Raw genomic sequence first — 22439 nt, 5'->3', positions numbered from 1 at the left:
CACCCCCAACCCCTCCCCGAGGGGAGGGGAGAAAGAGAGCAGCACTTGCGGCGACCCTACTTGCCATTCTCGCCGCTCCCCTTGCCGCGCGCGAGGTGATCGACGCCGCGCCGCCATCCGACATCGCCGTCACCATCTACCGCGACCCCGACCGCGAGGTGGACGAGCCGCTGGAGGCTGAATACCCCCAAGGCCTCGCCATGATTAGCGAGATCCGCCGGGTGACGCTGCCCAAGGGCGAATCGACCATCCGCTTCGAAGGCGTGGCCGAGGGCATGATCGGCGTCTCGGCCATCGTCACAGGACTTCCCGGCGGCACGATCGAGAAGAACCGCAACGCGCAGCTCCTCTCGCCCGCCGCCTTGGTGGACGGGACGCTGGGCAATCGGGTGACGATCACGCGCATGAACCCCGCCAGCGGTGCGCAGGTGAGTGAGCAGGCGGTGGTGCGGACGCGCGCGGATGGCGGGCTGGTGCTGCAAACCAGCCAGGGCTTCGAAGCGGTGCAATGTTCGGGCCTGCCCGAAACCCTCACCTACGACCGCGTGCCTGCCGGGCTTTACGCCAGCCCGGTCTTCTCGGTCGACACCCGTTCGCCCGAAGGCGGCACCTATGATGTGACGCTGACCTATCTTGCCTGGGGCTTCGACTGGCAGGCCAATTACGTCGCCACGATGACGGAGAAGGGCGGGGCGGGGGACTTCGACATGGGTGTCCTGAGCTGGCTCACCCTCGTCAACGACAACGGCCAGAGCTTCGACAAAGCCCGGCTCCAGATCATCGCCGGCAAGCTCAATGTCGACAGCGACTATGAAAGCCTCGCCGATCCGCCGGTGGCTGAGGGTTTGTGGCTGACCTGCTACCCGCTGGGGACAACCACCACTGGCGGCATCCCGCCGCCGCCACCGCCTCCGGTCATGTACGCCCCGGACATGGCCTATCCCGCCCCCGCGATGATGGCGATGGAAGACCGCACGATTATGGTCACCGCTTCGCGCCGAGAGGAGGTCTTCGAATCCCCCTCGGTCGTCACCGCGGAAGAAGAGGACCTCGGCGATCTCAAGCTGTTCCGCGTGCCCGAACGGGTCGATGTCTCGGCCAAGGGGATGAAGCAGGTCGCCTTCCTCAACAAGGACGCGGTCAAGGCGCGCTATCTCTATCAGGCAGGCAACTGCGATCCGTGGAACTGGGCCGATGAGGACAACGCGGAGGACGAGGATTTCGTCGCCGCGACCCTGCTGCTGGTGACCAAGAACGAAGAGACCAAGGGCCTTGGCATCGCTCTGCCGCAAGGCGCGATGACGCTGTATGAGCCCACAACGCGCGGACCGCAGCTCGCCGCGCAGGTGAACCTGCGCGACTATGCGCGCGGGCAGGATATCGAGCTCGACCTTGGCACCAGTGCGCAGGTCTTCGTGCGCTGCGGCGGGGCCACCGATAAGGGCCCGCCCAAGAATGCGCGCCAATGGACGCCAATGCGCGCCCGCATCACCAACGCCAATCCGCACCCCATCACGCTGCGCCTGCAAGTGGGCTATGCGGGCGAATATGACATCCGGTTCCCGGGCCGAAAGGTCGAGGTGAAGAACGGCTACCAGACGGTCGAACTGACCGTGCCAGCCAATCAGACCCAGGCCTTTGACTGGAAACACCGCGAGGCTGCGGACGAGTAGGCACGGGCTGCGCGACCCCTGCGGAAAAATTTTCCGTTCCCTACTTGTTCCACGAGAACAAATGCGATACATAGGCTCCACCGGGCGGCGGAAAACTGTTTTGCCGCCTCTGGTCAATCGAAGGAGCGCGTGCGATGGCTACCCAATTGAAATTGGTGGAAGAGGACAAAAAAGCCGTGGATCGTCAAAAGGCTCTCGAAGCTGCGCTTGCACAGATTGACCGTGCCTTTGGCAAGGGTTCGGCGATGAAGCTGGGCTCGAAGGAGACGATGCAGGTCGAAGCGATTTCGACCGGATCGCTCGGGTTGGACATCGCGCTCGGCATCGGCGGCCTGCCGCGCGGCCGGGTGATCGAAGTTTACGGCCCGGAAAGCTCGGGCAAGACCACGCTGGCGCTGCACGTCATTGCCGAGGCGCAGAAGATGGGCGGCACGGCGGCCTTCGTGGACGCGGAACACGCGCTCGATCCGGTCTATGCCAAGAAGCTCGGCGTCGACATTGACGAGCTGATCGTCTCGCAGCCCGATACGGGCGAGCAGGCGCTGGAGATCGTGGATACGCTGGTGCGTTCCAACGCGATCGATGTGCTGGTGGTCGATTCGGTCGCGGCTCTGGTGCCGCGCGCGGAAATCGAAGGCGAAATGGGCGATTCGCACGTTGGCCTTCAGGCCCGCCTGATGAGCCAGTCCCTGCGCAAGCTGACCGGCTCGATCAGCCGCTCGCGTTGCATGGTGATCTTCATCAACCAGCTGCGCATGAAGATCGGGGTGATGTACGGCAACCCGGAAACCACCACCGGCGGCAACGCGCTGAAGTTCTACGCCTCGGTCCGCCTCGACATCCGCCGCACCGGACAGATCAAGGACCGCGACGAGATTACCGGCAACGCGACCCGCGTGAAGGTGGTCAAGAACAAGGTCGCCCCGCCGTTCAAGCAGGTCGAATTCGACATCATGTACGGCGAAGGCATCTCCAAGATCGGTGAGATCATCGATCTCGGCGTGAAAGCCGGTTTGGTCGAAAAGTCGGGGAGCTGGTTCTCCTATGACAGCATCCGCATCGGCCAGGGCCGCGAGAACGCCAAGACCTATCTCAAGGAACATCCTGAAGTTTGCGACCGGTTGGAAGCTGCGATCCGCAGCCGCACCGATCAGGTCGCCGGGGAAATGATGACAGGGCCGGACGCGGACTCTGACGACTGATCCCTAAGCGGGTATCGGGCAAGCATCGCGCGCTTGCCACCCGGACAACCGTGAAGCCGATCACCATCCCGCCGTGGGGTGCTGGTCGGCTTTTCGCTGCGGGGCGTTCGCGGGCCATTGCTGGGTCATTGTATCATCATTGCGGGGTCATTGTGGCAGTGTGACGTCCGATTTTGCGCGCTCCATTGCGAAATCCCCGCGGTTTGCCTAACTGCACCGCCATGACATCGACGAACGAAATCCGCCGCTCCTTCCTCGACTATTTCAGCAAGGCTGGCCACACCGCCACGCCTTCGGCGCCGCTTGTGCCGTACAACGATCCGACGCTGATGTTCGTCAACGCCGGGATGGTGCCGTTCAAGAATGTCTTCACCGGGCTGGAAACCCCCGTATCCCCGCGCGCGGCCTCCTCGCAGAAATGCGTCCGCGCGGGCGGCAAGCACAATGACCTCGACAATGTCGGGTACACGGCGCGCCACCATACCTTCTTCGAAATGCTCGGGAATTTCTCCTTCGGCGACTATTTCAAGGAGCAGGCGATCGAACACGCCTGGACCCTGCTCACGCGCGAATGGGGCCTACCCAAGGACAAGCTGACCGTCACCGTCTACCACACCGATGATGAAGCCCACGCCCTGTGGCGCAAGATCGCCGGCCTGCCCGATGACCGCATCATCCGCATCGCCACCAGCGACAATTTCTGGTCGATGGGCGACACCGGCCCCTGCGGTCCGTGCTCGGAAATCTTCTACGATCACGGCGACCACATCTTCGGCGGACCTCCCGGCAGCCCCGACGAGGACGGCGACCGCTTCGTCGAGATCTGGAATCTCGTCTTCATGCAATACGAGCAGCAGGCCGACGGCACCCGCCGCGATCTGCCCAAGCCCTCGATCGACACCGGCATGGGCATCGAACGCGTCGCCGCGGTGCTTCAGGGCGTGCACGACAATTACGATACCGACACCTTCAAGGCGCTGATCGCCGCCAGCGAAGCGCTCACGGGCGTCGCCGCGCAAGGCGAACAGGCGGCCTCGCACCGCGTGATCGCCGATCACCTGCGCTCGACCAGCTTCCTGATGGCCGACGGCGTGCTCCCCTCCAACGAAGGCCGCGGCTATGTCCTGCGCCGCATCATGCGCCGCGCGATGCGCCACGCGCACCTACTCGGCGCGGCCGAGCCCTTGATGCACCGTCTTGTCCCCGCGCTCGTCACCGAGATGGGCCAGGCCTATCCCGAGCTTGTCCGCGGGCAGGCGTTGATTTCCGAAGTGCTTGAGCGCGAGGAAGCCCAGTTCCGCCGCACGCTCGACAAGGGCCTCAAGCTCCTCGACGAAGCCACAGGTGACCTTGCCGAGGGCGGCGAGCTTGATGGCGAAATCGCCTTCCGCCTCTACGACACCTACGGCTTCCCCTATGACCTTACCGAAGACGCGCTGCGCGCGCGCGGCATCGGGGTCGACAAGGACGGCTTTGACACCGCGATGGCGCGGCAGAAGGCCGCCGCCCGCGCCGCGTGGAAGGGCAGCGGCGATGCGGCTTCGGGCGAAGTCTGGTTCGACATCGCCGAACGCGAAGGCGCGAGCGAGTTCACCGGCTATGCCGCCACCAGCGGAGAAGGCCGGGTGGTCGCCATCGTCAAGGGCGGCGCCGAAGTCGCCAGCGCCGCTGCGGGCGACGAGGTCGTGATCCTCACCAACCAGACTCCGTTCTACGGCGAAAGCGGGGGCCAGACTGGCGATGCCGGCACCATGGCGAGCCTCGCAGGCTTCAAGGGCGTGGTCACCGACACGTCCAAGCCCTTGGGCCGTCTCCACGCCCATCAGGTGCGGATCGAAGCGGGCGAAATCGCGGTTGGCGACACGGTCGAGATGAAGGTCGATGCCGACCGCCGCGACCGGATCCGCGCCAACCACTCCGCCACCCACCTGGTTCACGCTGCGCTCCGCAATCGTCTGGGCGGGCATGTGACGCAAAAGGGCAGCATGGTCGCCGAAGATCGCCTGCGCTTCGATTTCTCTCATCCGGTGGCACTCACGCTCGATGATATCGCGGCGGTCGAAGCCGAAGTGAACGCCGAAATCCGCGCCAATGAGCAGGTCTCGACCCGGTTGATGACCCCGGATGACGCCGTTGCCGCCGGAGCGCTCGCGCTGTTCGGTGAAAAGTACGGCGAAGAAGTGCGTGTGCTGGCGATGGGTCGGTCGGGCAAGGAAGGGCGGAACTACTCGGTCGAATTGTGCGGCGGCACCCACGTGCGCGCCACCGGCGATATTGGCGTGTTCCGGATCGTGTCGGAAAGCGCGGTTTCCTCGGGCGTCCGACGGATCGAAGCGATGACGGGCGAACGCGCGCGCCAATGGCTGGTCAGCCGCGAAGAGGCACTCAAGGCGGCGGCGGGCGTGATCCGCGCGACGCCGGAGGAAGTGCCCGCACGCCTCGCGGCGCTGCTCGATGAGCGCAAGCGGCTCGAAAAGGAACTGGCCGAAGCGAAGAAGGCGCTGGCGCTGGGCGGCGGCGGTGCAAGCGGCGGCGCGGCTGCGACGGACGAAGCCATCGCCGGGGTCGCCTTCAGCGGTCAGGTGCTCGACGGGCTCGACCCCAAGGAACTGCGTCCGCTGCTCGATGCGGCCAAGCAGCGCATGGGATCGGGCGTGGCGGCGATCATCGCGGTCAATGATGGCAAGGCGAGCATTGCGGCAGCGGTGACGGACGATCTTACCAGCCGGTTCAGCGCTGTCGATCTGGTGCGCGCGGGCGTGGAAGCACTCGGCGGCAAGGGCGGCGGTGGCCGTCCCGACATGGCGCAGGGCGGCGGGCCGGATGGGGCCAAGGCGGCAGACGCGCTAGCGGCGGTGAAGGCCGTTATGGCGGGATGACGCTTCGCGGTGCCAGCCCTCTGGCGGCGGTGCTTGCTTCTTTGCAAGCCATGTCCGCCGTAGCGCAGGACCAGACGGAGATCATTTTCGGCGGCGATGTCTTCGATGTCACGGGCGCGGGGGTGCTTGACCTCGGCATTCTTGACGAGGCGCTCATGCCGTTCCGCCGCGCCTTTGATCAGGGGGGCGAGCGGCTCGATGTCGAACTCATCATCAATGCTGCGGGCACGGTGCAGGACTGCCGGTTTGACGCAAACGAGAAGCTTGCACCTGCGGGCAAAGCGCTCTGCACGCAGGCGCAGCGGGTGGGGCGGTTCACGCCATATCCGGGGCTGGTTCTCGATTATGCAAGCGCAACCTACCGGCTGAGCATTCGCAGCCACACCGGCCAGCCGATCAAGGGCGAGGCGACCTTTCGGGCCTCAATCGGCTATCCGTTTGAACGGCGGCCCGTGACCTTTGGCAGTTATGCGATCCCGCCGGAGACTGAGCGCCTTTCGCTCGCCGATCTCCAATACCGATCGATGGAATACCCGCGCGATGCCTTGCAGAATGAAATCGAGGCGCAGGTGATTGTGGCCGTGAGCTTCGACGAAGAGGGCCGCGTCTCGACCTGCCGCCCGGTGCGATCCAGTAACACGGCGCGCATTGCCTATGATACCTGCCGGGAGGCGCGGCGCGGTTTCAGCCTGCGCAAGCCACCCGAGGCGCGGCCGTATGTCTGGGTGACGCATTGGCGTATCGCCGAGGACTAAGCTGCCGCGTTGGTCGACGTCCGCAATTTCGGCTTTTCGCTCAGCCCACCGTCCCGCTCCAACTGCTCACGGAATTCGTCCCGCTTCGCGTGGATCGAGGCGATGACCGGGCCCATCGCGACCCCGATATCGACCAGCACGGCCTCTGATAGCTGGAGCGAGCTTTCCAGCGTCTCGGGCACCGCATGGCTCGCCCCGGCGCGGTACATGGCCGCGGCATGGTCCGTGTCGCGGGCGCGGGCGACAATCAGCAAGTCGGGATAGGTCTGCCGCAGCTTTGTGACGAGCCGCTGGGCCAGCACCGGCTCGTCCATCGTGAGCACCACGGCGGGGGCAACCTCGACCCCGAGCCGGGCCAGCGTATCGCCGCGAGCGGCGTCGCCGAAGATCGCGCGATAGCCGTCGCGCTTGGCATCAGCGATGAGATCGGGGTTGGAATCGATCATCACATAGGGCTTGCCGTGGGTCTGCATCATGTCAGCCACGAGCCGACCGACGCGGCCGCCGCCAACGATGATGGTACGGACATCGTCGCTCTCATCCGTGCCGCCGACCGCGGCGACCCCGTCCACCCGGCGCGCGATCATGGCGCCAAGCCTCGCCAGCAGCGGCGTGATGGTGAGGCCAATGGCGGTGACGGTCTGCCAAAAGCGCGCCGTTTCCACGTCGATCACCAGCGCGCTCGTCGCGGCCGCAAGCACAATCAGCGTGGTTTCTGACGGCGATGCCATCAGCACGCCGGTTTCCGCCGCCGTGCTCCGCCGCGCGCCCATGAGGCGGAGCAACACGCCGGTAACCGCCGCTTTGAACACCAGCACGCCGACCACCGCGAGCGCGATCTCGCCGATATGCGCGCCGATATCGAACAGGTTGACGCTCATGCCGATGGTGATCAGGAACACGCCGAGCGCGAGGCCCTTGAACGGCTCCATGATCTGCTCGACTTCGGTGTGATACTCGGTCTCGGCGATCAGCAGGCCAGCGATCAGCGCGCCCACGATGGGCGAGAGGCCGACCAGCGCGGTCGCCAAGCTCGCGCCGATCACCACCAGCAGCGAGGCGGCAAGGAACAGCTCGGGGTTCTTGGTGCGCGCGGCCTGTGCGAACAGGCGGGGGAGGGCGAACCGGCCGACGATCAGCAGCACAGCGATCACCAGCCCGCCCTGCCACAAGGTCTCGATCATCCCGGCCCAGCCATCATCCGCCGCATTGGGCGCCAACGCGCCGAGGATGAAGATGATCGGGACGATCATGATATCTTCGAACAATAGCATCGATAGCGCGGCGCGCCCGACCGGCGTGCGGGTGCCGGAAATCGGCAGCACAATCGCGGTCGACGAGAAGGCTAACGCAAAGCCCAGCGCGAGGGCGGCGGTAAAGTTCATGGCGCCTGCCAAACCCACGAACAGTGCCAGCGCGCTGCCGCTGATCAGCACCTCAAGCGCTCCTAGTCCGAAGACCAGCTTGCGCATTTCCCACAGGCGGTTGAAGCTCAGCTCCAGCCCGATGGCGAACAGCAGCAACACGATGCCGAAATCCGCGAAGGGCGTTAGCCGTTCAGGATCGCTGATGGTAACGTAATAGAGCCAGGGTATCCGCTCGACCAGCGAGCCGAGGCCGAACGGGCCGACCAGCACCCCGATCAGGATGAAACCGATAATCGGCGTGATGCGGAACCGGGCGAACACCGGAATCACGATTCCCGCCGCGCCGAGAATAACCAGCGCATCGGACAGGAAGGGAGAGAGGGTCAGTTCGCCAGCCACGCCTTCGGCTTAACGTGGCGCTGCGCCCCTGTCATCCACCGCCTGCGCCGTGCGGTCCGATTGGCTGCTTCTGCCCGGTGACGTGCTGTTCGCCCAGCGGGTCCTTGATGTTGCCGACGCGTTTGTCCCACTCGATCCGGTAGAGATCGAACCGGCGGTCGGCGAGGTTCTGCACCGTGCCTTCGGCGCGTGCCCAGCTGAGATCGGCGAGGTTGACGTCGCTGATTGTCAGCGTCTCGACATTCTCGGAGGCCTCGGCCGCGATCCCGTCACGCGCGAAGGGGAAGTCGCAGGGGGTGAGGATGCAGGATTGGGCGTATTGAATGTCCATGTTGGCGACATTGGGCAGGTTGCCGACATTGCCGCTCATGACAACAAAGCACTGGTTTTCGATCGCGCGGGCCTGCGAGCAGTAACGCACCCTCATATAGCCCTGCCGACTGTCGGTGCAGAACGGCACGAAGATGATCCGCGCGCCTTCATCCACCAGCCGCCGGGCGAGTTCGGGGAATTCACTGTCGTAACAGATCAGCACGCCAATCGGGCCGCAATCGGTGGGGATCGCGTCGATGGAATCGCCGCCCTTGATATTCCACCAATAGGCTTCGTTAGGGGTGGGGTGGATCTTCTCCTGCGCGTGGATCGATCCGTCGCGCAGGCAGACATAGGCGACATTGTGGATGTCGCCATCGGGCATCCGTGTGGGGTGTGATCCGCCGATGATATTGATGTTGAAGGCGAGCGCCATTTCCGAGAGGCGCTGGCGGATGCGCGGGGTGTAGTCGCTGAGCGTCTCGATGGCTTCGAGCGGGGTGAGCTCCTTTGGCTCGGCCGAGAGCAGCATCACCGTGAACATCTCGGGGAAGACGATGAAGTCCGCTTCGTAATCCGCAGCGACATCGACGAAGTATTCGATCTGCTTCATGAATTCATCGAAGCCGGAGACCGCGCGTGATTGCAGCTGGCAGGTCGCGATCCGTACGCTTTCGACATCGCGCGGCAGGCGGTGTTTGGGCGGGGCGTCGCCATCCACGTAGGGGTTGCGCCAGATCATCCGCACGGCATTGCCGCGGCTGGCTTTATCCTCGGGCAGGTACTTGGGCATGATGCCCGCCGCTTCGAATCCGTTGGCGAGCTGGAAGCGGAGCACCGGATCGTGAATCTTGCTCTCGATCACGAGGTCGAGATATTCCTGCGGCGTATCCGCACGGTTCGCCTTGCGGCGCTTGGCGCGGGCATAGCCGGGCATCCGGCCGCCGAACACGATCCCGGTGAGATCGAGCCGTTCCGCCAAAGCACGGCGTTCCTCGTAGAGCCTGCGCCCGAGCCGGGTGCCGCGCACGGCCGGATCGACGCAAAGCTCATAGCCGTAGAGCCAGTCGCCGGTCGGATCGTGGCGGCTGCCGAAGCCGTTGCCGGTCACTTCGTCCCAGGTGTGATCCGACAGCGCCACGCGCTCGTCCAGACGCATCGAGGCGCAGTATCCCACCACCGCGCCATCGAACAGCGCGACAAAGCAGCCTTCAGGGTAATTGTTGATCTGCCCGCGGATTTCGCCCTGCGTATAAGCGGGCAGATCATCATAGGCCCGGCGCACCAGATCGCCGATCGCCCGCACGTCTTTCAGTTTGGCCTGACGGATTTCGAGACGCGCAGTAGATCGGCTTGCCATATTATTCTCCGGCGAACAGTGCGTCGACCGAGCCGCCATTGGCCGCAAGCGTGGCTTCGACCCGCTTGCGGCCGTGGTAATAGGCAAGCGCGGGGTGATCGCGCCCCGCGCTCATGAGCTCTGCGACATCGGCATCGCTCAGCGTGCTCCCGCCCGCGACATGGTCGCAATAGCCCTCGACCTTCCACGTCGGCATGTGCGTGGCGGTCAGGATACCATAACGGCGGCGGATCAACCCGTGGGTGAATTCATGCGCGAGCACGCTGCCGAGCGCGCGCGTGCCGCCGATATCGCGGCCGTTGCGAATCTCGCCCGAAACGGGATCGGTGGCGTTCACCACCACCGCGCGGGTCAGGGGACGGGTGAAGGCAAAGGCGCCGCGGGACGACACGGCGAGCCAGGTCCAGCGCCACCCGCCCTCCGTCACGAAGATCGGGCGGGTCTCGGCTTTACTGGCGAGCGGCGTCGAGGCCATCCTTGCGGTCACATCGCGCGCCGCGGTATCGAGCATCGTCTTGTCGAGCGGCTGCTCGGACCAGATGGTCCCGATCGCGGTCTCGGTGCGGTAGGGGAAGGCGAGCAGCTGCGGGGCGAGCAGCGGCGAGGCCAGCAGCAGGATGGGCGCCCCGATCATCAGACCGGCGCGCCCTCCCATCAGGGTTTGGATCAGGCCCAGCTGGCCATTTCCTTTTCGAGATTCTGCGCCACCGTCTCGAAGAACTGTTCGGTGGTCTGCCATGCCTGACCGGGGCCGATCAGCAGCGCCAGATCCTTGGTCATATGGCCCTTTTCGACCGTCTCGACGCAGACGCGCTCCAGCGTTTCGGCGAACTTCACCACTTCGGGCGTCCCGTCGAACTTGCCGCGATACATCAACCCGCGGGTCCAGGCGAAGATCGAGGCGATCGGGTTGGTCGAGGTCGACTTGCCCTGCTGGTGCTGGCGATAGTGACGGGTCACGGTGCCATGTGCGGCTTCGGCTTCGACCGTCTTGCCATCGGGCGAGAGCAGCACGGAGGTCATCAGACCGAGCGAGCCGAAGCCCTGGGCCACGGTGTCTGACTGCACATCGCCGTCATAGTTCTTGCACGCCCAGACGAACTTGCCCGACCACTTGAGCGCCGAGGCGACCATGTCGTCGATCAGGCGGTGTTCGTAGACGATGCCGGCGGCCTTGAACTGCTCGGCAAAACCTTCGGTGTCGAACACTTCCTGGAACAGGTCCTTGAAGCGCCCGTCATAGGCTTTGAGGATGGTGTTCTTGGTCGAGAGGTACACCGGCCAGCCGAGGTTGAGGCCGTAATTGAAGCTGGCGCGGGCGAAATCGCGGATCGAATCGTCGAGATTGTACATCGCCATCGCCACGCCGGCGCTGGGGAAGTCAAACACGTCGAGATCGATCTTGGTGCCATCATCGCCGTCGAAGACGAGACGCAGCTTGCCGGGGCCCGGAATCAGGGTGTCGGTCGCCTTGTACTGGTCGCCGAAGGCATGACGGCCGACCACGATGGGGTCAGTCCAGCCCGGCACGAGGCGCGGCACGTTGTCGATCACAATCGGTTCGCGGAAGACGACGCCGCCAAGGATGTTGCGGATCGTGCCATTGGGGCTCTTCCACATCTTCTTGAGACCGAATTCCTCGACCCGCTGCTCGTCAGGCGTGATGGTCGCGCACTTCACGCCCACGCCATACTGTTTGATCGCGTTGGCGGAATCGACGGTGACCTGATCGTCGGTCGCATCGCGGTTCTCGATCGAGAGGTCGTAATACTTCAGGTCAATATCGAGGTAGGGCAGGATCAGCCGCTCGCGGATCCATTGCCAGATGATGCGCGTCATCTCGTCGCCATCGAGTTCGACGACGGGGTTGGCGACTTTGATTTTTTGCATGGCTGTTGCCCTATCCTTCTTGCCCCGTCTGCGCAGGGCTGTGGTGATTGACCGACAGGAAGTTGTTTCGAGCCCGTCCAAAGGCTCACAGATCCCGCCGCGGCTTTAGCAGAGGAGGGCAGGCTTGCAAGCGCCGCACATGCGAATGAAACGCAACAGCCGGTGCAGTGGACGCAGGGCACAAAAAAGCCCGCCGAAGGGGCGGGCTGTCTTGGATCACACGATGGTGGGCGTAGCAAGGATTGAACTTGCGACCCCTACGATGTCAACATAGTGCTCTACCACTGAGCTATACGCCCGCACCATCGGATCGGCCCCTTTCCGGGGCGGAGGCGGCCCTTAACGCAAGCCCCGGGAAGGTGCAAGCGATTCGGAACTGTTACCCGCGCAGTGCGTCGGCTTCCTCGAACACGCGTTCCACTTCCAGCACCAGATCGCGCAGGTGGAACGGCTTTGACAACACCTTGGCCGTCGGTTGTTCGCGGCTGGCGCGCAAGCTTACGGCGGCGAAGCCGGTGATAAACATCACTTTGGTGCGCGGGGAAATCTCGGCACAGCGCTGGGCGAGTTCGATCCCGTCCATTTCGGGCATCACGATGTCCGAGAGCAGCAGATCATAATCGCCGGTTTCCAGCAGCGGCACAGCATCAGTGCCGCGGTCGACCGCGCTGACGAAGTAGCCGGCATTGGTGAGCGCCCGTTCGAGATAGGCGCGCATCGCCTCTTCGTCCTCGGCGAGCAGGATGCGGGGGGTGCGTGTCGCTGTCATGTCAGGCGCATTAGCAGGACCGGCTTAAGAAATCTTTGTGCGTGCGACAGATTGCATCCGAAGTGGCGCGAATTGGCACACGCGCGGCAAATGCGAAGTGGCCGATCAGGCTTTGACAGGCCTGTGCAAACCCGTCAGCAAGGGCAACGGAATGTCATCGCCCTCCCGCTCCTCCCGCTCTGCATCCTCCCCGGTTCGCGCTTCGCTGAGCGGCGGGTTTGTGCCGGGTCTGAACGATGCGCCAGCCTTCACGCTGACAACCCCGCCGCGCATGAGCCTACCGGTACTGGTGGCTGTCCCGCACGCTGGCCGCGCCTATCCTCCCGCGATTATCGCCCGGATGCGCGATTCTGCGCTGGCGCAGCTGCGGTTGGAAGATCGCCATGTTGATCGGCTCGGTGTGGCGATTGTGCGCGAGACAGGCGCGGCGCTGCTGGTCGCCCATGCGCCGCGCGCGCTGCTCGATCTCAACCGCGCCGAGGACGATATCGACTGGGATATGGTCGAGGGCGGGCGACCCGAAAGCGTCATGACGTCAGAACCGGGTCAGCGTGGCAATGCCCGCGCGCGGAGCGGTTTGGGGCTCGTACCGCGCCGCCTGCCGGGATCGGGTGAGATCTGGCGCGGACGGCTCGCTCCGACTGAACTTGATGCGCGGATCGAGGGGATACACCGCGCCTATCACGCGGCGCTCGATGCAGCGCTTGCGCAGATTCGCGCGGAGTGGGGCGCAGCGCTGCTGATTGACCTGCATTCCATGCCGCCGCTGCGTCCAGCTGAGGGCGAAGCGCGCGCGCCGGTGTTCGTGCTGGGAGACCGGTTCGGGGCATCGTGTCATAGCGCGCTGATGGGCCGGGCGCTCACCCATCTGGAAACGCGCGGTGTCTCCGCCGCGCAGAACCGCCCCTATTCGGGCGGTTATGTCCTCGATCGCCATGGCAAGCCGCAAGCGGGCGTCCATGCGTTGCAGATCGAAGTGTGCCGCGCGACCTATCTCGATCGCCAGATGGCCGAGCCGGGGCCGGGCCTGCCCGCTGTGGCCGCGCAGCTCGCCGCCTTGACCCGCGAGCTGGGAGCCGAGACGGCCTTGCTCGGCGGCCATGAAGGCCTGCGCCAAGCCGCCGAATAGTGCGTTGAGCCATCCAAACGCAAAACGGGCAGGCGGCCCAAGGCCTGCCTGCCCGTCATGTTTCACAAACCAGTGCCGGAGCGTTGCCGCCCCGGTCTGCTGGATCAGTTGAGCGCGGGCGCTCCGGCGCCTTGACCCGGCGTCGGCACCTTGCCCTGTGCAAGCTGACGCTCGAACAGCGAGCGCATCAGGTTCAGCGAGAACAGGTGCGCATAGATCAGCATCAGCATGCCGTTCTTGGTGAGCTCTTCCAGCTTGTCCGCCGGCAGTTCGCGCAGCTTGGCTTCGTCGACCATGCGGAAGCCGCGATAGATGAACGGCGTGTCGGGCATGTCATTGCGGGTGATCGCAATCTCGCCGTCCATCAGGACGTCGAGCTTGGCGAGTTCGTCCATGAACACCTTGGTGCGCTGGCCGGCTTCTTCGAAGCGGCGGCAGAATTCGAGCACGCCCTGCGTGTATTCGGTGGGCTGCCCGGCTTCGTCGAACATCGCCAGGCCTTCGTCCATCTTGCCAATCAGGCCGGCAGACGGATCGAAGCACAGCGACATGTCTTCGCTGGTCGGCTGGAGTTTGGCGAGGATGAAGGGGTAACGGCGCGCATAGGCGGGAATATAGACGACCTCGTTGATCTTCATGTCCTCGCCCACAAAGGTGTTCACACCTTCGTTGAGACCGAACAGCGCGATCGGCAGCGGGCTGTCGCCCGCGGTGAAGACGATCGGGTAATCGCGCTGGGCATCGACGAATTCGTCCGAAGTCAGCGGGATCGCATGGGTTGCGGCGAGATAGGCTGCGCTTTCAAGCGTGCCGGCTTTCCAGTCCGCATGGTCGCGGCTGTTGAGCGGCAGAAGGTCCTTGTAGAACAACGGAAGTTGCGGTTGCGGCGCGCTGGCCATGACATCGTCTCCGAAAACGGTGGTGGTTGATCCCCTCAGCGGAAAAGGATTGCTCCCGCTGTCGAAAGCGCGGCCCTTAAGCCTTTGCCGCCGTGCGCGCAAGCCGTGCGGCTTCGCGTGCAGGCGGGCTGAGGAGGAGTTTGCCCGGATTGAGCAGATTGCCCGGATCAAGCGCCGCTTTGACCTGCGCCATCAAGGCCAGCGCGACCGGATCGTGCAGGCGGGCGAGCTCTTCGACCTTCATCTGCCCAATCCCATGTTCGGCGCTGATCGAGCCGCCCCATTGCGTCACAAGGTCATAAACCCGGGCGCTGACGTCCTTGCCGTCTGCTTCCTCCCAAACCCCGCGCACAGCGCCTTCGGGGGCGAGGACGTGGAAGTGGACGTTGCCGTCGCCGAGGTGGCCAAATGCGACCGCGCGGGTGCCGGGGAACGCGGCCTCGATCGCGGGCGCAGCGGCAAGGATGAACTCGGGCATTTTTTCGACCGGCACCGAAATATCGTGCTGCATCGCCGGGCCAAGCGCGCGCTCGGCCGCTGAAATTCCGTCGCGCAGGGCCCAGAACGCTTCGGCCTGGGTGTCATTGGCGGCGATCACGGCATCGGCGATGAGGCCCTGTTCGAGCGCTGTGCCAAGCCCCGCTTCCAGCCGCTCGCGCAAGGCGGCGCTGTCTTGGGTGGGGGAGACGCATTCAATCAGCGCGTTCCACTCATGCGGTTCGGTCAGCGGTGCACGGGCCGTCGGCTGATGCGCGAGGACCGAGGCAAGGCAATGCGCCGGGACGACCTCGAACCCTTCCAGCGCCTCGCCCAGCGCGCGCTCCATCTGCCGCAGCAGCGTGCGCGCATCGACGATCCCGCCAAGACCCACCCATGCCGTCGCCCGGCCAATCGGCGCTGGCAGCAACCGGAGGCAGGCAGCTGTAACAATGCCGAGTGTCCCTTCCGAGCCGATCAGCAACTGCTTGAGATCAAACCCGCGATTGTCCTTCTTGAGCGGGGTCATCAAGTCGAGCACCGCGCCCGACGCCAGCACCGCCTCCAGCCCCAGCACCTGCGCGCGCATGGTGCCGTGTCGCAGCACTTGCGTGCCCCCCGCATTGGTCGCGATCAGCCCGCCGATGGTGGCTGATCCCTTGCCGCCAAGCGTGAGGGGGAAACGCAGCCCAGCGGCATCGGCAGCATCATGCAAGGATTGGAGGATGACGCCAGCCTCGCATACGGCTTGGCCGGTGGCGGGATCGACCTGACGTATCCGGTCCATGCGCCGCAACGAGAGCAGGATCGCCGTGCCGGTGGCGTCGGGGGTTGCGCCGCCTGCCATGCCGCTGTTGCCGCCTTGGGGCACGATCGGCACGCCATGCGCGGCGCACAATTTCACCAGCGCGGCCACTTCAGCGGTTGAGGCGGGCGAGGCGAAGGCCAGCGCGCGGCCGGTATAGCGCCCGCGCCAGTCGGTCAGCCAGGCGTCCACCCGCTCTGGATCGGTGGTCAGACCGCGTTCGCCCAGCAAGGCTGCGGCCTCGGCGAGAAAGGCATCGGCTTGAACGTGACGGGGCGGGGCGGGGTGATTCATTGTTGCCTCCATGCCACACTCCGCGATCATTTTGCCACCGCTTTCGACCTCAGCTGACCGACAGTTAAGGCATGGTTCAATTGAGGATGCTACGGCTAGACCTTCCCAATCGCGCCACATATGCGAAGCGCGCTTGCCGGATTTGCTCGTTTCCAGGAGAATCCTCCCCGGCCATGCACAGCCTGTTTGCCCTTGCAGCGCCGCTGACGCTGTTGCTGCCGCTGGTGGCAGAGGCGGCTGATGTGTCGGACGACGGGCAGCAATCGGCGATTTCCGCGCCGCAATGCGACGTAGCTGCGGCGGGGGATGAGGCGATCAAGCCGACCGCGATCAATCCGCTTTCGGCCCTGCGCCAGTCTTCTATTGTGCGGCAAGTCCGCATTGAACAGCGTGTCGTTGTCCGAATTGCCCCGCAATCGGCCAGCTCGCGCCGGAATTTGCTCGCCGACCTTCCGCAGCGCGCGGTGGCTCCGCAGTTCGAGGAAGGTGGCAAGGAAAAATGCGTCGCGCTTGACGGGATCGCTGGCGTTCAGACCGGCAGCGGCAATCGGCTTGTCTTGTTCCTGCGGGACCGGCGGATGATCTCCGTCAACCTCGAAAAATCGTGCCGCGCCCGCGACTTCTACTCCGGCTTCTATGTCGAGAAGAATAAGGATGGGCGCCTGTGTGTCGAGCGGGACAAGCTGCAATCGCGCACGGGCGCGCGCTGCGAGGTCGATACCATGCGTGAACTGGTCGAAGTGCGCGACTGACCAATCGCGCGCGACCCGCGCGATTCCTTGACTTTTGCGGCCATTTGCAGGAAAGGCGCGGCAGCCCGATGCTACGCTAACCGCGCGCAGGGCCATAATCCCGGCAGTATCCCTGCCCGCTATTTTCGGACACCACACACCGCATGACCTTCGCCGATCTCGGCCTTTCGCCTGAATTGCTCAAAGCCGTCGAAGACGCGGGCTATACTACGCCGACCGCGATTCAGGCACAGGCGATCCCCACCGTGCTGATGATGCGCGATCTGATCGGCATCGCGCAGACCGGAACTGGCAAGACGGCGAGCTTTGTGCTCCCGATGATTGACGTGATGGCCGCAGGCCGCCGGCGCGCGCTGATGCCGCGGTCGCTGATCCTTGAGCCGACCCGCGAACTCGCCGCTCAGGTGGCCGAGAATTTCGAGAAGTACGGCAAGAACCACGATCTCAAGATGGCGCTGCTGATTGGCGGCGTGCAAATGGGCGACCAGTTGAAGGCACTGTCCGACGGGGTCGACGTGCTGATCGCGACGCCGGGCCGATTGATGGACCTGTTCGAGCGCGGGAAGATCATGCTCAACGGCTGCGAGCTGCTGGTGATCGACGAGGCCGACCGGATGCTCGACATGGGCTTCATCCCCGACATCGAATTCATCTGCTCCAAGCTGCCCGAAACCCGTCAGACCATGCTGTTCTCGGCCACCATGCCTGCGCCGATCGAGAAGCTGGCGAAGAAGTTCCTCAACAATCCCAAGCGGATCGAAACCACACGCGCGGCTTCCACCAATGCTGACATTACCGCCTTCAAGGTGCCGGTGAAGGCCCGCACCAAAAAGGACACGCTGCGCTGGTTCCTTGAAAATGACCTGATCGAAACCGCGATCATCTTCGCCAACCGCAAGACCACGGTGCGCGAATTGAACCAGAGCCTCAATCGCTTAGGCTTCCGTTCGTCGGAGATCCACGGCGACATGGATCAGTCGAGCCGGATCAAGGAGCTTGACCGGTTCAAGGCGGGCGAAGTGAATATTCTGGTGGCCTCGGACGTCGCGGCCCGCGGGCTCGACATCAAGGGCGTCTCCCACGTCTTCAACTACGACACGCCGTGGCACCCGGATGATTACGTCCACCGGATCGGCCGCACCGGCCGCGCAGGTGCCAAGGGCCGGGCCTTCACCTTCGTATCGGAAGAAGATGCCGAGGCGATCAGCAACGTCGAGAAGCTGACCGGCAGCGCGATCAAGGTGTTCGGCAAGGAGGACGTGCGCGTCGACCTGTCCGAAGTGATCGCCAAGGCCGAAGCGGCCAAGGCCAAGGCTGAACCTGAAGCTCGCACCGAAGACACGCGCGAGGAACGTCCCGAACGCAAGCCCCGCCGTGCCCGCGAAGACCGCGAAGAGCGTGCCCCGCGCGAAGAACGTGCTCCGCGGGAGGAACGCGCACCCCGCGAAGCCCGTCCCCCGCGCGAGGAACGTCCTCGCCGCGAAAAGCCCGGCCCCCGCACCGACCGCGTCACCGCCAGTGACGATCAAAAGCCGCGCCGGCGCTATCACGAGGACGACGAACCCGTGCCCGCAGGCGAATGGAACGGCCCGCGTCCGGGGTTTTTGGATGTGGGCTTCGGCTGAGGCCTAACCCACCACCGTCACGAAACTGTCGAGCACCCGCTTTTCACCTGCGTCCTCGAACATGATGGTGAGCTTGTTGCCCTCCTGATCGATCACGCAGCCAGTCCCGAATTTCGTGTGCGTCACCATCGCGCCAATCGCGATGTCGCTTCGGGCGGGCGCGGCAAAGCTCGCGGCTGAGCGGGTGTTCTCCCGGACCCGGGCGGGCTTGGTGTCGTAACCCGACGTCAATGCACGCTGCCACCCAGGGCCGCGTTGCTGCGCGCGATCAGGCCGGTCGCGTGCGACATGGGCGAAGGGATCGTCCTGTTCGCTCCAGTTGGCGCGCCACAGCGAGGCTCCACCCGTTAGCGTGGTTTCCTGCTCGATATGCTCTTCCGGCAGATCCTCGATGAAGCGCGAGGGGATGGAGCTGGTCCACTGGCCGTAGATCCGGCGGTTCGCCGCGTGGAGGATGGTGCAGTGCCGCCGCGCGCGCGTGATTGCGACATAGGCGAGGCGGCGTTCCTCTTCCAAGGAGGCCAACCCGCCTTCGTCAATCGCGCGCTGCGAGGGGAAGACGCCTTCTTCCCAGCCCACACAGAAGACATTGTCGAACTCCAGCCCCTTGGCGGCGTGGATCGTCATGATCGTCACCGTTTCCTCGGCGTCCGACCGGTCATTGTCCATCACGAGGCTGACGTGTTCGAGGAAATCGCCAAGCGTCTCGTATTCCTCCATCGCGCGGGCGAGTTCGGAGAGGTTTTCGGCGCGGCCCGCACTTTCGGGCGAACGGTCGGCGGACAGCATCGCGTTGTAGCCCGATTCCTCCAGCACCAGCCTGAGCAGATCGGCGGGTGAGAGTGTCTCCGACGCCTCGCGCCAGTGCAGGAACTGGCGCATGAGCCCGCCAATTGTCATGGCGCTGCGCTTGGGCAATTCGTCGCTGTCCGCCAGTTGCAGCGCAGCGGCGGCCAGCGGCAGGCCAGTGCGGCGCGCGTGGCTGTGCATCTGCTCCAAGGCCTTGGCACCAAGCCCGCGCTTGGGCTGGTTGTGGATGCGTTCAAAGGCGAGATCGTCCTGCGGCTGCGCGATCAGACGCAGGTAAGCGAGCGCATCGCGGATCTCGGCACGCTCATAGAAGCGGAAGCCGCCGATAATGCGATAGTTGATCCCGATCTGGATGAAGCGGTCTTCAAACTCGCGGGTCTGGTATTGCGCGCGCACGAGGATGGCGACCTGATTGAGCGCCGCGCCTTCGCGCTCCAGCCGCTCGATCGCTTCGCCCACCCGGCGGGCTTCTTCGGGCGCGTCCCACACGCCGATAACCTTGACCTTGTCGCCGCCGTTGACCTCGGTCCACAGCGTTTTGTCATGGCGTTGTGAATTCGCCCGGATCAATCCCGCCGCCGCGCCCAGAATGTGCGGAGTCGAGCGGTAATTCTGTTCGAGCCGGATCACTTCCGCGCCCGGGAAATCCTTCTCGAACCTGAGAATGTTGGCGACTTCCGCCCCGCGCCACGAATAGATCGACTGGTCGTCATCGCCGACCACGCAGATGTTCTTGTGCCCCTGCGCCAGCAGCCGCAGCCACAGATACTGGACGGCATTGGTGTCCTGATATTCGTCCACCATGATGTAGCGGAAGCGGCGCTGGTAATCGGCGAGGATGTCGTGATGGCTACGCAGGATGTTCAGCATGTGTAGCATCAGATCGCCGAAATCGCAGGCATTGAGCGCCTTCAGCCGTTCCTGATAGCGGGTGTAGAGCGCGGTGCCCTTGCCATTGGCATAGGCCTCGTTCTCCACCGCATCGAGATCGGCGGGGTTTAGCCCGCGGTTCTTCCAGCGGTCGATCAGCCCGGCCAATTGCCGCGCGGGCCAGCGCTTTTCGTCAAGATCGGCCTCGGCAATCAGGGCCTTCAGCAGGCGCAGTTGATCGTCGGTGTCGATGATGGTGTAATTGTGCTGGAGACCGACCAATTCGGCATGGCGGCGGAGCATCTTGGCACAGATCGAATGGAATGTGCCGAGCCACGGCAGCCCTTCTGCCTGCGGGCCGAGGTGATGCGTCACCCGCTCTCGCATCTCGCGCGCGGCCTTGTTGGTGAACGTGACGCAGAGAATCTGCGAAGGGTATGCGCGCCCGGTCGCCACCAGATGTGCGAGGCGCGCGGTCAGTGCGGCGGTCTTGCCCGTCCCGGCGCCCGCCAGCATCAGCACCGGGCCTTCTGTTGCGAGCACGGCCGCGCGCTGCGGCGGGTTCAGCCGTGCGGCATAAGCGGGCACGGAGCCGGAATCGCGCGCTGGCGTTGGGGAGGGCAAGTTGGTGCTCATGGTCTCATGCGAACAGGTAGGGAACAATTCATGCAGGGGCAAGCTGCCAGGTGCCGCTTTGCCCACATCGCGCGGTAAGCGGCGCATCGGCTTGCCGCCTTTCAGCCACAATTGCCGATGGGCTGTGGCCTCGGCAGGATGTCTGGCCGGGGCTTGGGTTGCCTCTCAGGCTTTCCGCCCCATACTCAGTCATGTCAGGTCAGCAGGGGACTGAGCGACCAGACAGAATTCTTGCGTTCGTTGTGCTTGGGTCAATTGGAAATGGAGATACCCATGCATAAGTCTCTGAATAAGTTCGGCCTCGCTAGCGCAGCTATCGCTCTGGCGATGACCCCGGTAATGGCCGGTGCACAAGAGCAGACTGCGTCTGAGCCGATGCCGGATACCACCGCCTCGCCCTCGTCCGATGCGACAACACCGCCCATGCCGGACACCACTGCGCCGTCCGCAACCGAAGCGCCTGCGCCGATCCCGGCTCCGGAACACACAGCGGAGCAGGTTGCCCAGGTGGAGTCGTGGCCAGCTGACAAGCAGACCGCGTACAAGGCCTGGTCGCCTGCGGCACAGAACTACTTCTGGTCGTTGACCGATGAACGTCAGGAAATGTTCTGGCGTCTCACTGATGGCGACAAGGAAACCCTGGCCAAGCTGACGGATACGCAGCGCGAAACGGCTTGGGCTCAGATCAAGACCAAGCTTGACGCTCTGAGCAGCTAAGCGCCGCTCTCAGACGGACCCGGGTCGGCATCGGATGCGGCCAGTCTCAACAGACTGAGCTTGCCCTTGCCGACCCGGCGTTCCGCTTCGATCGTGAGGCCTTTGACCGCCACATCTTCCTTGAAGCTGGTTTCGACCGCAATCCACGTCTCCGGACCAATCCAGCCTAATCGCAACAAACGATCCAGTGCCACCTCGCCCGCGCCCGATTGATAGGGCGGATCGGCGAGGATCAGATCGAGCGGTGCCGAAGCCGCACGCAATTGCATCACCGAGCCCACCTCAACCCGCGAACGGGCCTGTGCGCCCAGCGCTGTGATATTGGCGCGGATCACATCCACTGCCGCACGGTCTTGTTCGACGAAGAGGCAATGCGCTGCGCCGCGTGAAAGCGCTTCGAGCCCGAGCGCGCCGGAGCCAGCGAACAGATCCGCAATCTGCAATCCGTCAAAATCACCCAGACGACTCGTCAGCATCGCGAATAGCGTTTCGCGCGCGCGGTCTGCCGTGGGCCGCGTGCCGTCGCCTTTCGGTGCGGCGAGTTTACGACCGCGCCATTCGCCTGCGATGATCCTCATTTGCGCGGACCTCGCGGCGGCGTGAGGCCGCGTGTCGGTGCCGGACGCTTGCGCGCGCCAGCGCCCGAGCGGGGCGGGCGAGGCCCATCGCGAGCGCCTTTGCGCGGCGCGTTGGTCAGGGCCTCGGCGCCCTTGCGCGGCGCAGGCGCAGCAGCCGGACCTCTGCGCGGGGCGCTTTTTGCAGGCTCAGCATCCTTGCGCGGAAACGCTGCGGCGGGGGCATCCTTGCGCGGGGCAGGGC

At 64.6% G+C, this 22439-nt stretch carries 17 protein-coding genes and 1 tRNA gene; 8 read left to right on the top strand and 10 right to left on the bottom strand.

From position 1 onward, the window contains the following. From GVM20_RS15930 to GVM20_RS15915, 4 genes are all read left to right on the top strand, one after another. The coding region (locus tag GVM20_RS15930) for a DUF4139 domain-containing protein (RefSeq protein ID WP_234032067.1) at positions 1-1673 on the top strand (1673 nt) is incomplete at its 5' end. Between the two features lie 134 nt (positions 1674-1807). After that, entirely contained in the window at positions 1808-2875 is a 1068-nt protein-coding gene (gene recA / locus GVM20_RS15925) for a recombinase RecA (RefSeq protein WP_160761223.1), read from the top strand. Positions 2876-3096: 221 nt separating this feature from the next. Next, positions 3097-5754, top strand: coding sequence for an alanine--tRNA ligase (gene alaS, locus GVM20_RS15920; RefSeq protein WP_166548170.1), 2658 nt, complete (start codon positions 3097-3099; stop codon positions 5752-5754). A gap of 50 nt (positions 5755-5804) precedes the next feature. Beyond that, positions 5805-6509, top strand: a complete 705-nt coding sequence (locus tag GVM20_RS15915; RefSeq protein ID WP_166548169.1) for an energy transducer TonB — start codon at positions 5805-5807, stop codon at positions 6507-6509. On the opposite strand, the gene GVM20_RS15910 is transcribed toward GVM20_RS15915, so the two are convergent. The 6 genes from GVM20_RS15910 to cpdR form a co-directional block, all read right to left on the bottom strand. Then, a complete protein-coding gene (locus tag GVM20_RS15910; RefSeq protein ID WP_166548168.1) occupies positions 6506-8275 on the bottom strand; it encodes a cation:proton antiporter domain-containing protein in 1770 nt (589 codons plus the stop codon). The two genes, GVM20_RS15915 and GVM20_RS15910, sit on opposite strands and share 4 nt — an antisense overlap. Before the next feature lie 31 nt (positions 8276-8306). After that, positions 8307-9947 (bottom strand): bifunctional GNAT family N-acetyltransferase/carbon-nitrogen hydrolase family protein, encoded by a 1641-nt coding sequence (locus GVM20_RS15905; protein ID WP_166548167.1) that lies wholly within the window; start codon positions 9945-9947, stop codon positions 8307-8309. 1 nt (position 9948) lies between these two features. Continuing rightward, on the bottom strand, positions 9949-10581 hold the full coding sequence (locus tag GVM20_RS15900; RefSeq protein WP_166548166.1) for a hypothetical protein: 633 nt from the start codon (positions 10579-10581) through the stop codon (positions 9949-9951). Between the two features lie 32 nt (positions 10582-10613). Beyond that, entirely contained in the window at positions 10614-11837 is a 1224-nt protein-coding gene (locus GVM20_RS15895; RefSeq protein ID WP_166548165.1) for an NADP-dependent isocitrate dehydrogenase, read from the bottom strand. Between the two features lie 224 nt (positions 11838-12061). After that, a tRNA-Val gene (locus GVM20_RS15890) sits at positions 12062-12136 on the bottom strand. Between the two features lie 80 nt (positions 12137-12216). Then, entirely contained in the window at positions 12217-12606 is a 390-nt protein-coding gene (gene cpdR, locus GVM20_RS15885; protein ID WP_160761218.1) for a cell cycle two-component system response regulator CpdR, read from the bottom strand. 151 nt (positions 12607-12757) lie between these two features. Between cpdR and GVM20_RS15880 the strand changes: the two genes are divergently transcribed. Further along, positions 12758-13735, top strand: a complete 978-nt coding sequence (locus tag GVM20_RS15880) for an N-formylglutamate amidohydrolase (RefSeq protein ID WP_199799659.1) — start codon at positions 12758-12760, stop codon at positions 13733-13735. Positions 13736-13839: 104 nt separating this feature from the next. Here GVM20_RS15880 and GVM20_RS15875 read toward each other — a convergent pair whose 3' ends face one another. Together GVM20_RS15875 and GVM20_RS15870 are read right to left on the bottom strand one after the other, a co-directional pair. Beyond that, positions 13840-14634: a SapC family protein gene (locus GVM20_RS15875; protein ID WP_166548164.1), complete on the bottom strand. Its 795-nt coding sequence runs from the start codon at positions 14632-14634 to the stop codon at positions 13840-13842. A gap of 76 nt (positions 14635-14710) precedes the next feature. Beyond that, positions 14711-16210 (bottom strand): FAD-binding oxidoreductase, encoded by a 1500-nt coding sequence (locus GVM20_RS15870; RefSeq protein WP_166548163.1) that lies wholly within the window; start codon positions 16208-16210, stop codon positions 14711-14713. Positions 16211-16383: 173 nt separating this feature from the next. On the opposite strand from GVM20_RS15870, the gene GVM20_RS15865 reads away from it, so the two are divergent. Then, positions 16384-16962, top strand: coding sequence for a hypothetical protein (locus tag GVM20_RS15865; RefSeq protein ID WP_166548162.1), 579 nt, complete (start codon positions 16384-16386; stop codon positions 16960-16962). A 143-nt stretch (positions 16963-17105) separates the two neighbouring features. Beyond that, complete coding sequence (locus tag GVM20_RS15860) at positions 17106-18587, top strand: DEAD/DEAH box helicase (RefSeq protein WP_166548161.1); 1482 nt, start codon at positions 17106-17108, stop codon at positions 18585-18587. Between the two features lie 3 nt (positions 18588-18590). On the opposite strand, the gene GVM20_RS15855 is transcribed toward GVM20_RS15860, so the two are convergent. Further along, entirely contained in the window at positions 18591-20903 is a 2313-nt protein-coding gene (locus GVM20_RS15855; RefSeq protein WP_199799658.1) for an ATP-dependent helicase, read from the bottom strand. Positions 20904-21176: 273 nt separating this feature from the next. On the opposite strand from GVM20_RS15855, the gene GVM20_RS15850 reads away from it, so the two are divergent. Continuing rightward, on the top strand, positions 21177-21620 hold the full coding sequence (locus tag GVM20_RS15850) for a hypothetical protein (protein ID WP_166548159.1): 444 nt from the start codon (positions 21177-21179) through the stop codon (positions 21618-21620). On the opposite strand, the gene rsmD is transcribed toward GVM20_RS15850, so the two are convergent. Further along, on the bottom strand, positions 21617-22198 hold the full coding sequence (rsmD, locus tag GVM20_RS15845) for a 16S rRNA (guanine(966)-N(2))-methyltransferase RsmD (RefSeq protein ID WP_166548158.1): 582 nt from the start codon (positions 22196-22198) through the stop codon (positions 21617-21619). The two genes, GVM20_RS15850 and rsmD, sit on opposite strands and share 4 nt — an antisense overlap. Positions 22199-22439: the final 241 nt, after the last annotated feature.

It is taken from the genome of Porphyrobacter sp. SLTP (assembly GCF_009905735.1).
Classification (GTDB): Bacteria; Pseudomonadota; Alphaproteobacteria; order Sphingomonadales; family Sphingomonadaceae; genus Erythrobacter.
The sequence above is the reverse complement of the archived record's forward strand: the minus strand, read 5'-3'. Positions and strand labels throughout refer to the sequence as shown.

What these genes read in the sequence shown, in the direction of transcription:
- recA (WP_160761223.1), top strand. Translation starts at nt 1,808, where the DNA reads ATGGCTACCCAATTGAAATTGGTGGAAGAGGACAAAAAAGCCGTGGAT.
- alaS (WP_166548170.1), top strand. Translation starts at nt 3,097, where the DNA reads ATGACATCGACGAACGAAATCCGCCGCTCCTTCCTCGACTATTTCAGC.
- GVM20_RS15915 (WP_166548169.1), top strand. Translation starts at nt 5,805, where the DNA reads ATGTCCGCCGTAGCGCAGGACCAGACGGAGATCATTTTCGGCGGCGAT.
- GVM20_RS15905 (WP_166548167.1), bottom strand. Translation starts at nt 9,947, where the DNA reads ATGGCAAGCCGATCTACTGCGCGTCTCGAAATCCGTCAGGCCAAACTG.
- GVM20_RS15900 (WP_166548166.1), bottom strand. Translation starts at nt 10,581, where the DNA reads ATGATCGGGGCGCCCATCCTGCTGCTGGCCTCGCCGCTGCTCGCCCCG.
- GVM20_RS15895 (WP_166548165.1), bottom strand. Translation starts at nt 11,837, where the DNA reads ATGCAAAAAATCAAAGTCGCCAACCCCGTCGTCGAACTCGATGGCGAC.
- cpdR (WP_160761218.1), bottom strand. Translation starts at nt 12,606, where the DNA reads ATGACAGCGACACGCACCCCCCGCATCCTGCTCGCCGAGGACGAAGAG.
- GVM20_RS15880 (WP_199799659.1), top strand. Translation starts at nt 12,758, where the DNA reads ATGTCATCGCCCTCCCGCTCCTCCCGCTCTGCATCCTCCCCGGTTCGC.
- GVM20_RS15875 (WP_166548164.1), bottom strand. Translation starts at nt 14,634, where the DNA reads ATGGCCAGCGCGCCGCAACCGCAACTTCCGTTGTTCTACAAGGACCTT.
- GVM20_RS15870 (WP_166548163.1), bottom strand. Translation starts at nt 16,210, where the DNA reads ATGAATCACCCCGCCCCGCCCCGTCACGTTCAAGCCGATGCCTTTCTC.
- GVM20_RS15865 (WP_166548162.1), top strand. Translation starts at nt 16,384, where the DNA reads ATGCACAGCCTGTTTGCCCTTGCAGCGCCGCTGACGCTGTTGCTGCCG.
- GVM20_RS15860 (WP_166548161.1), top strand. Translation starts at nt 17,106, where the DNA reads ATGACCTTCGCCGATCTCGGCCTTTCGCCTGAATTGCTCAAAGCCGTC.
- GVM20_RS15855 (WP_199799658.1), bottom strand. Translation starts at nt 20,903, where the DNA reads ATGAGCACCAACTTGCCCTCCCCAACGCCAGCGCGCGATTCCGGCTCC.
- GVM20_RS15850 (WP_166548159.1), top strand. Translation starts at nt 21,177, where the DNA reads ATGCATAAGTCTCTGAATAAGTTCGGCCTCGCTAGCGCAGCTATCGCT.
- rsmD (WP_166548158.1), bottom strand. Translation starts at nt 22,198, where the DNA reads ATGAGGATCATCGCAGGCGAATGGCGCGGTCGTAAACTCGCCGCACCG.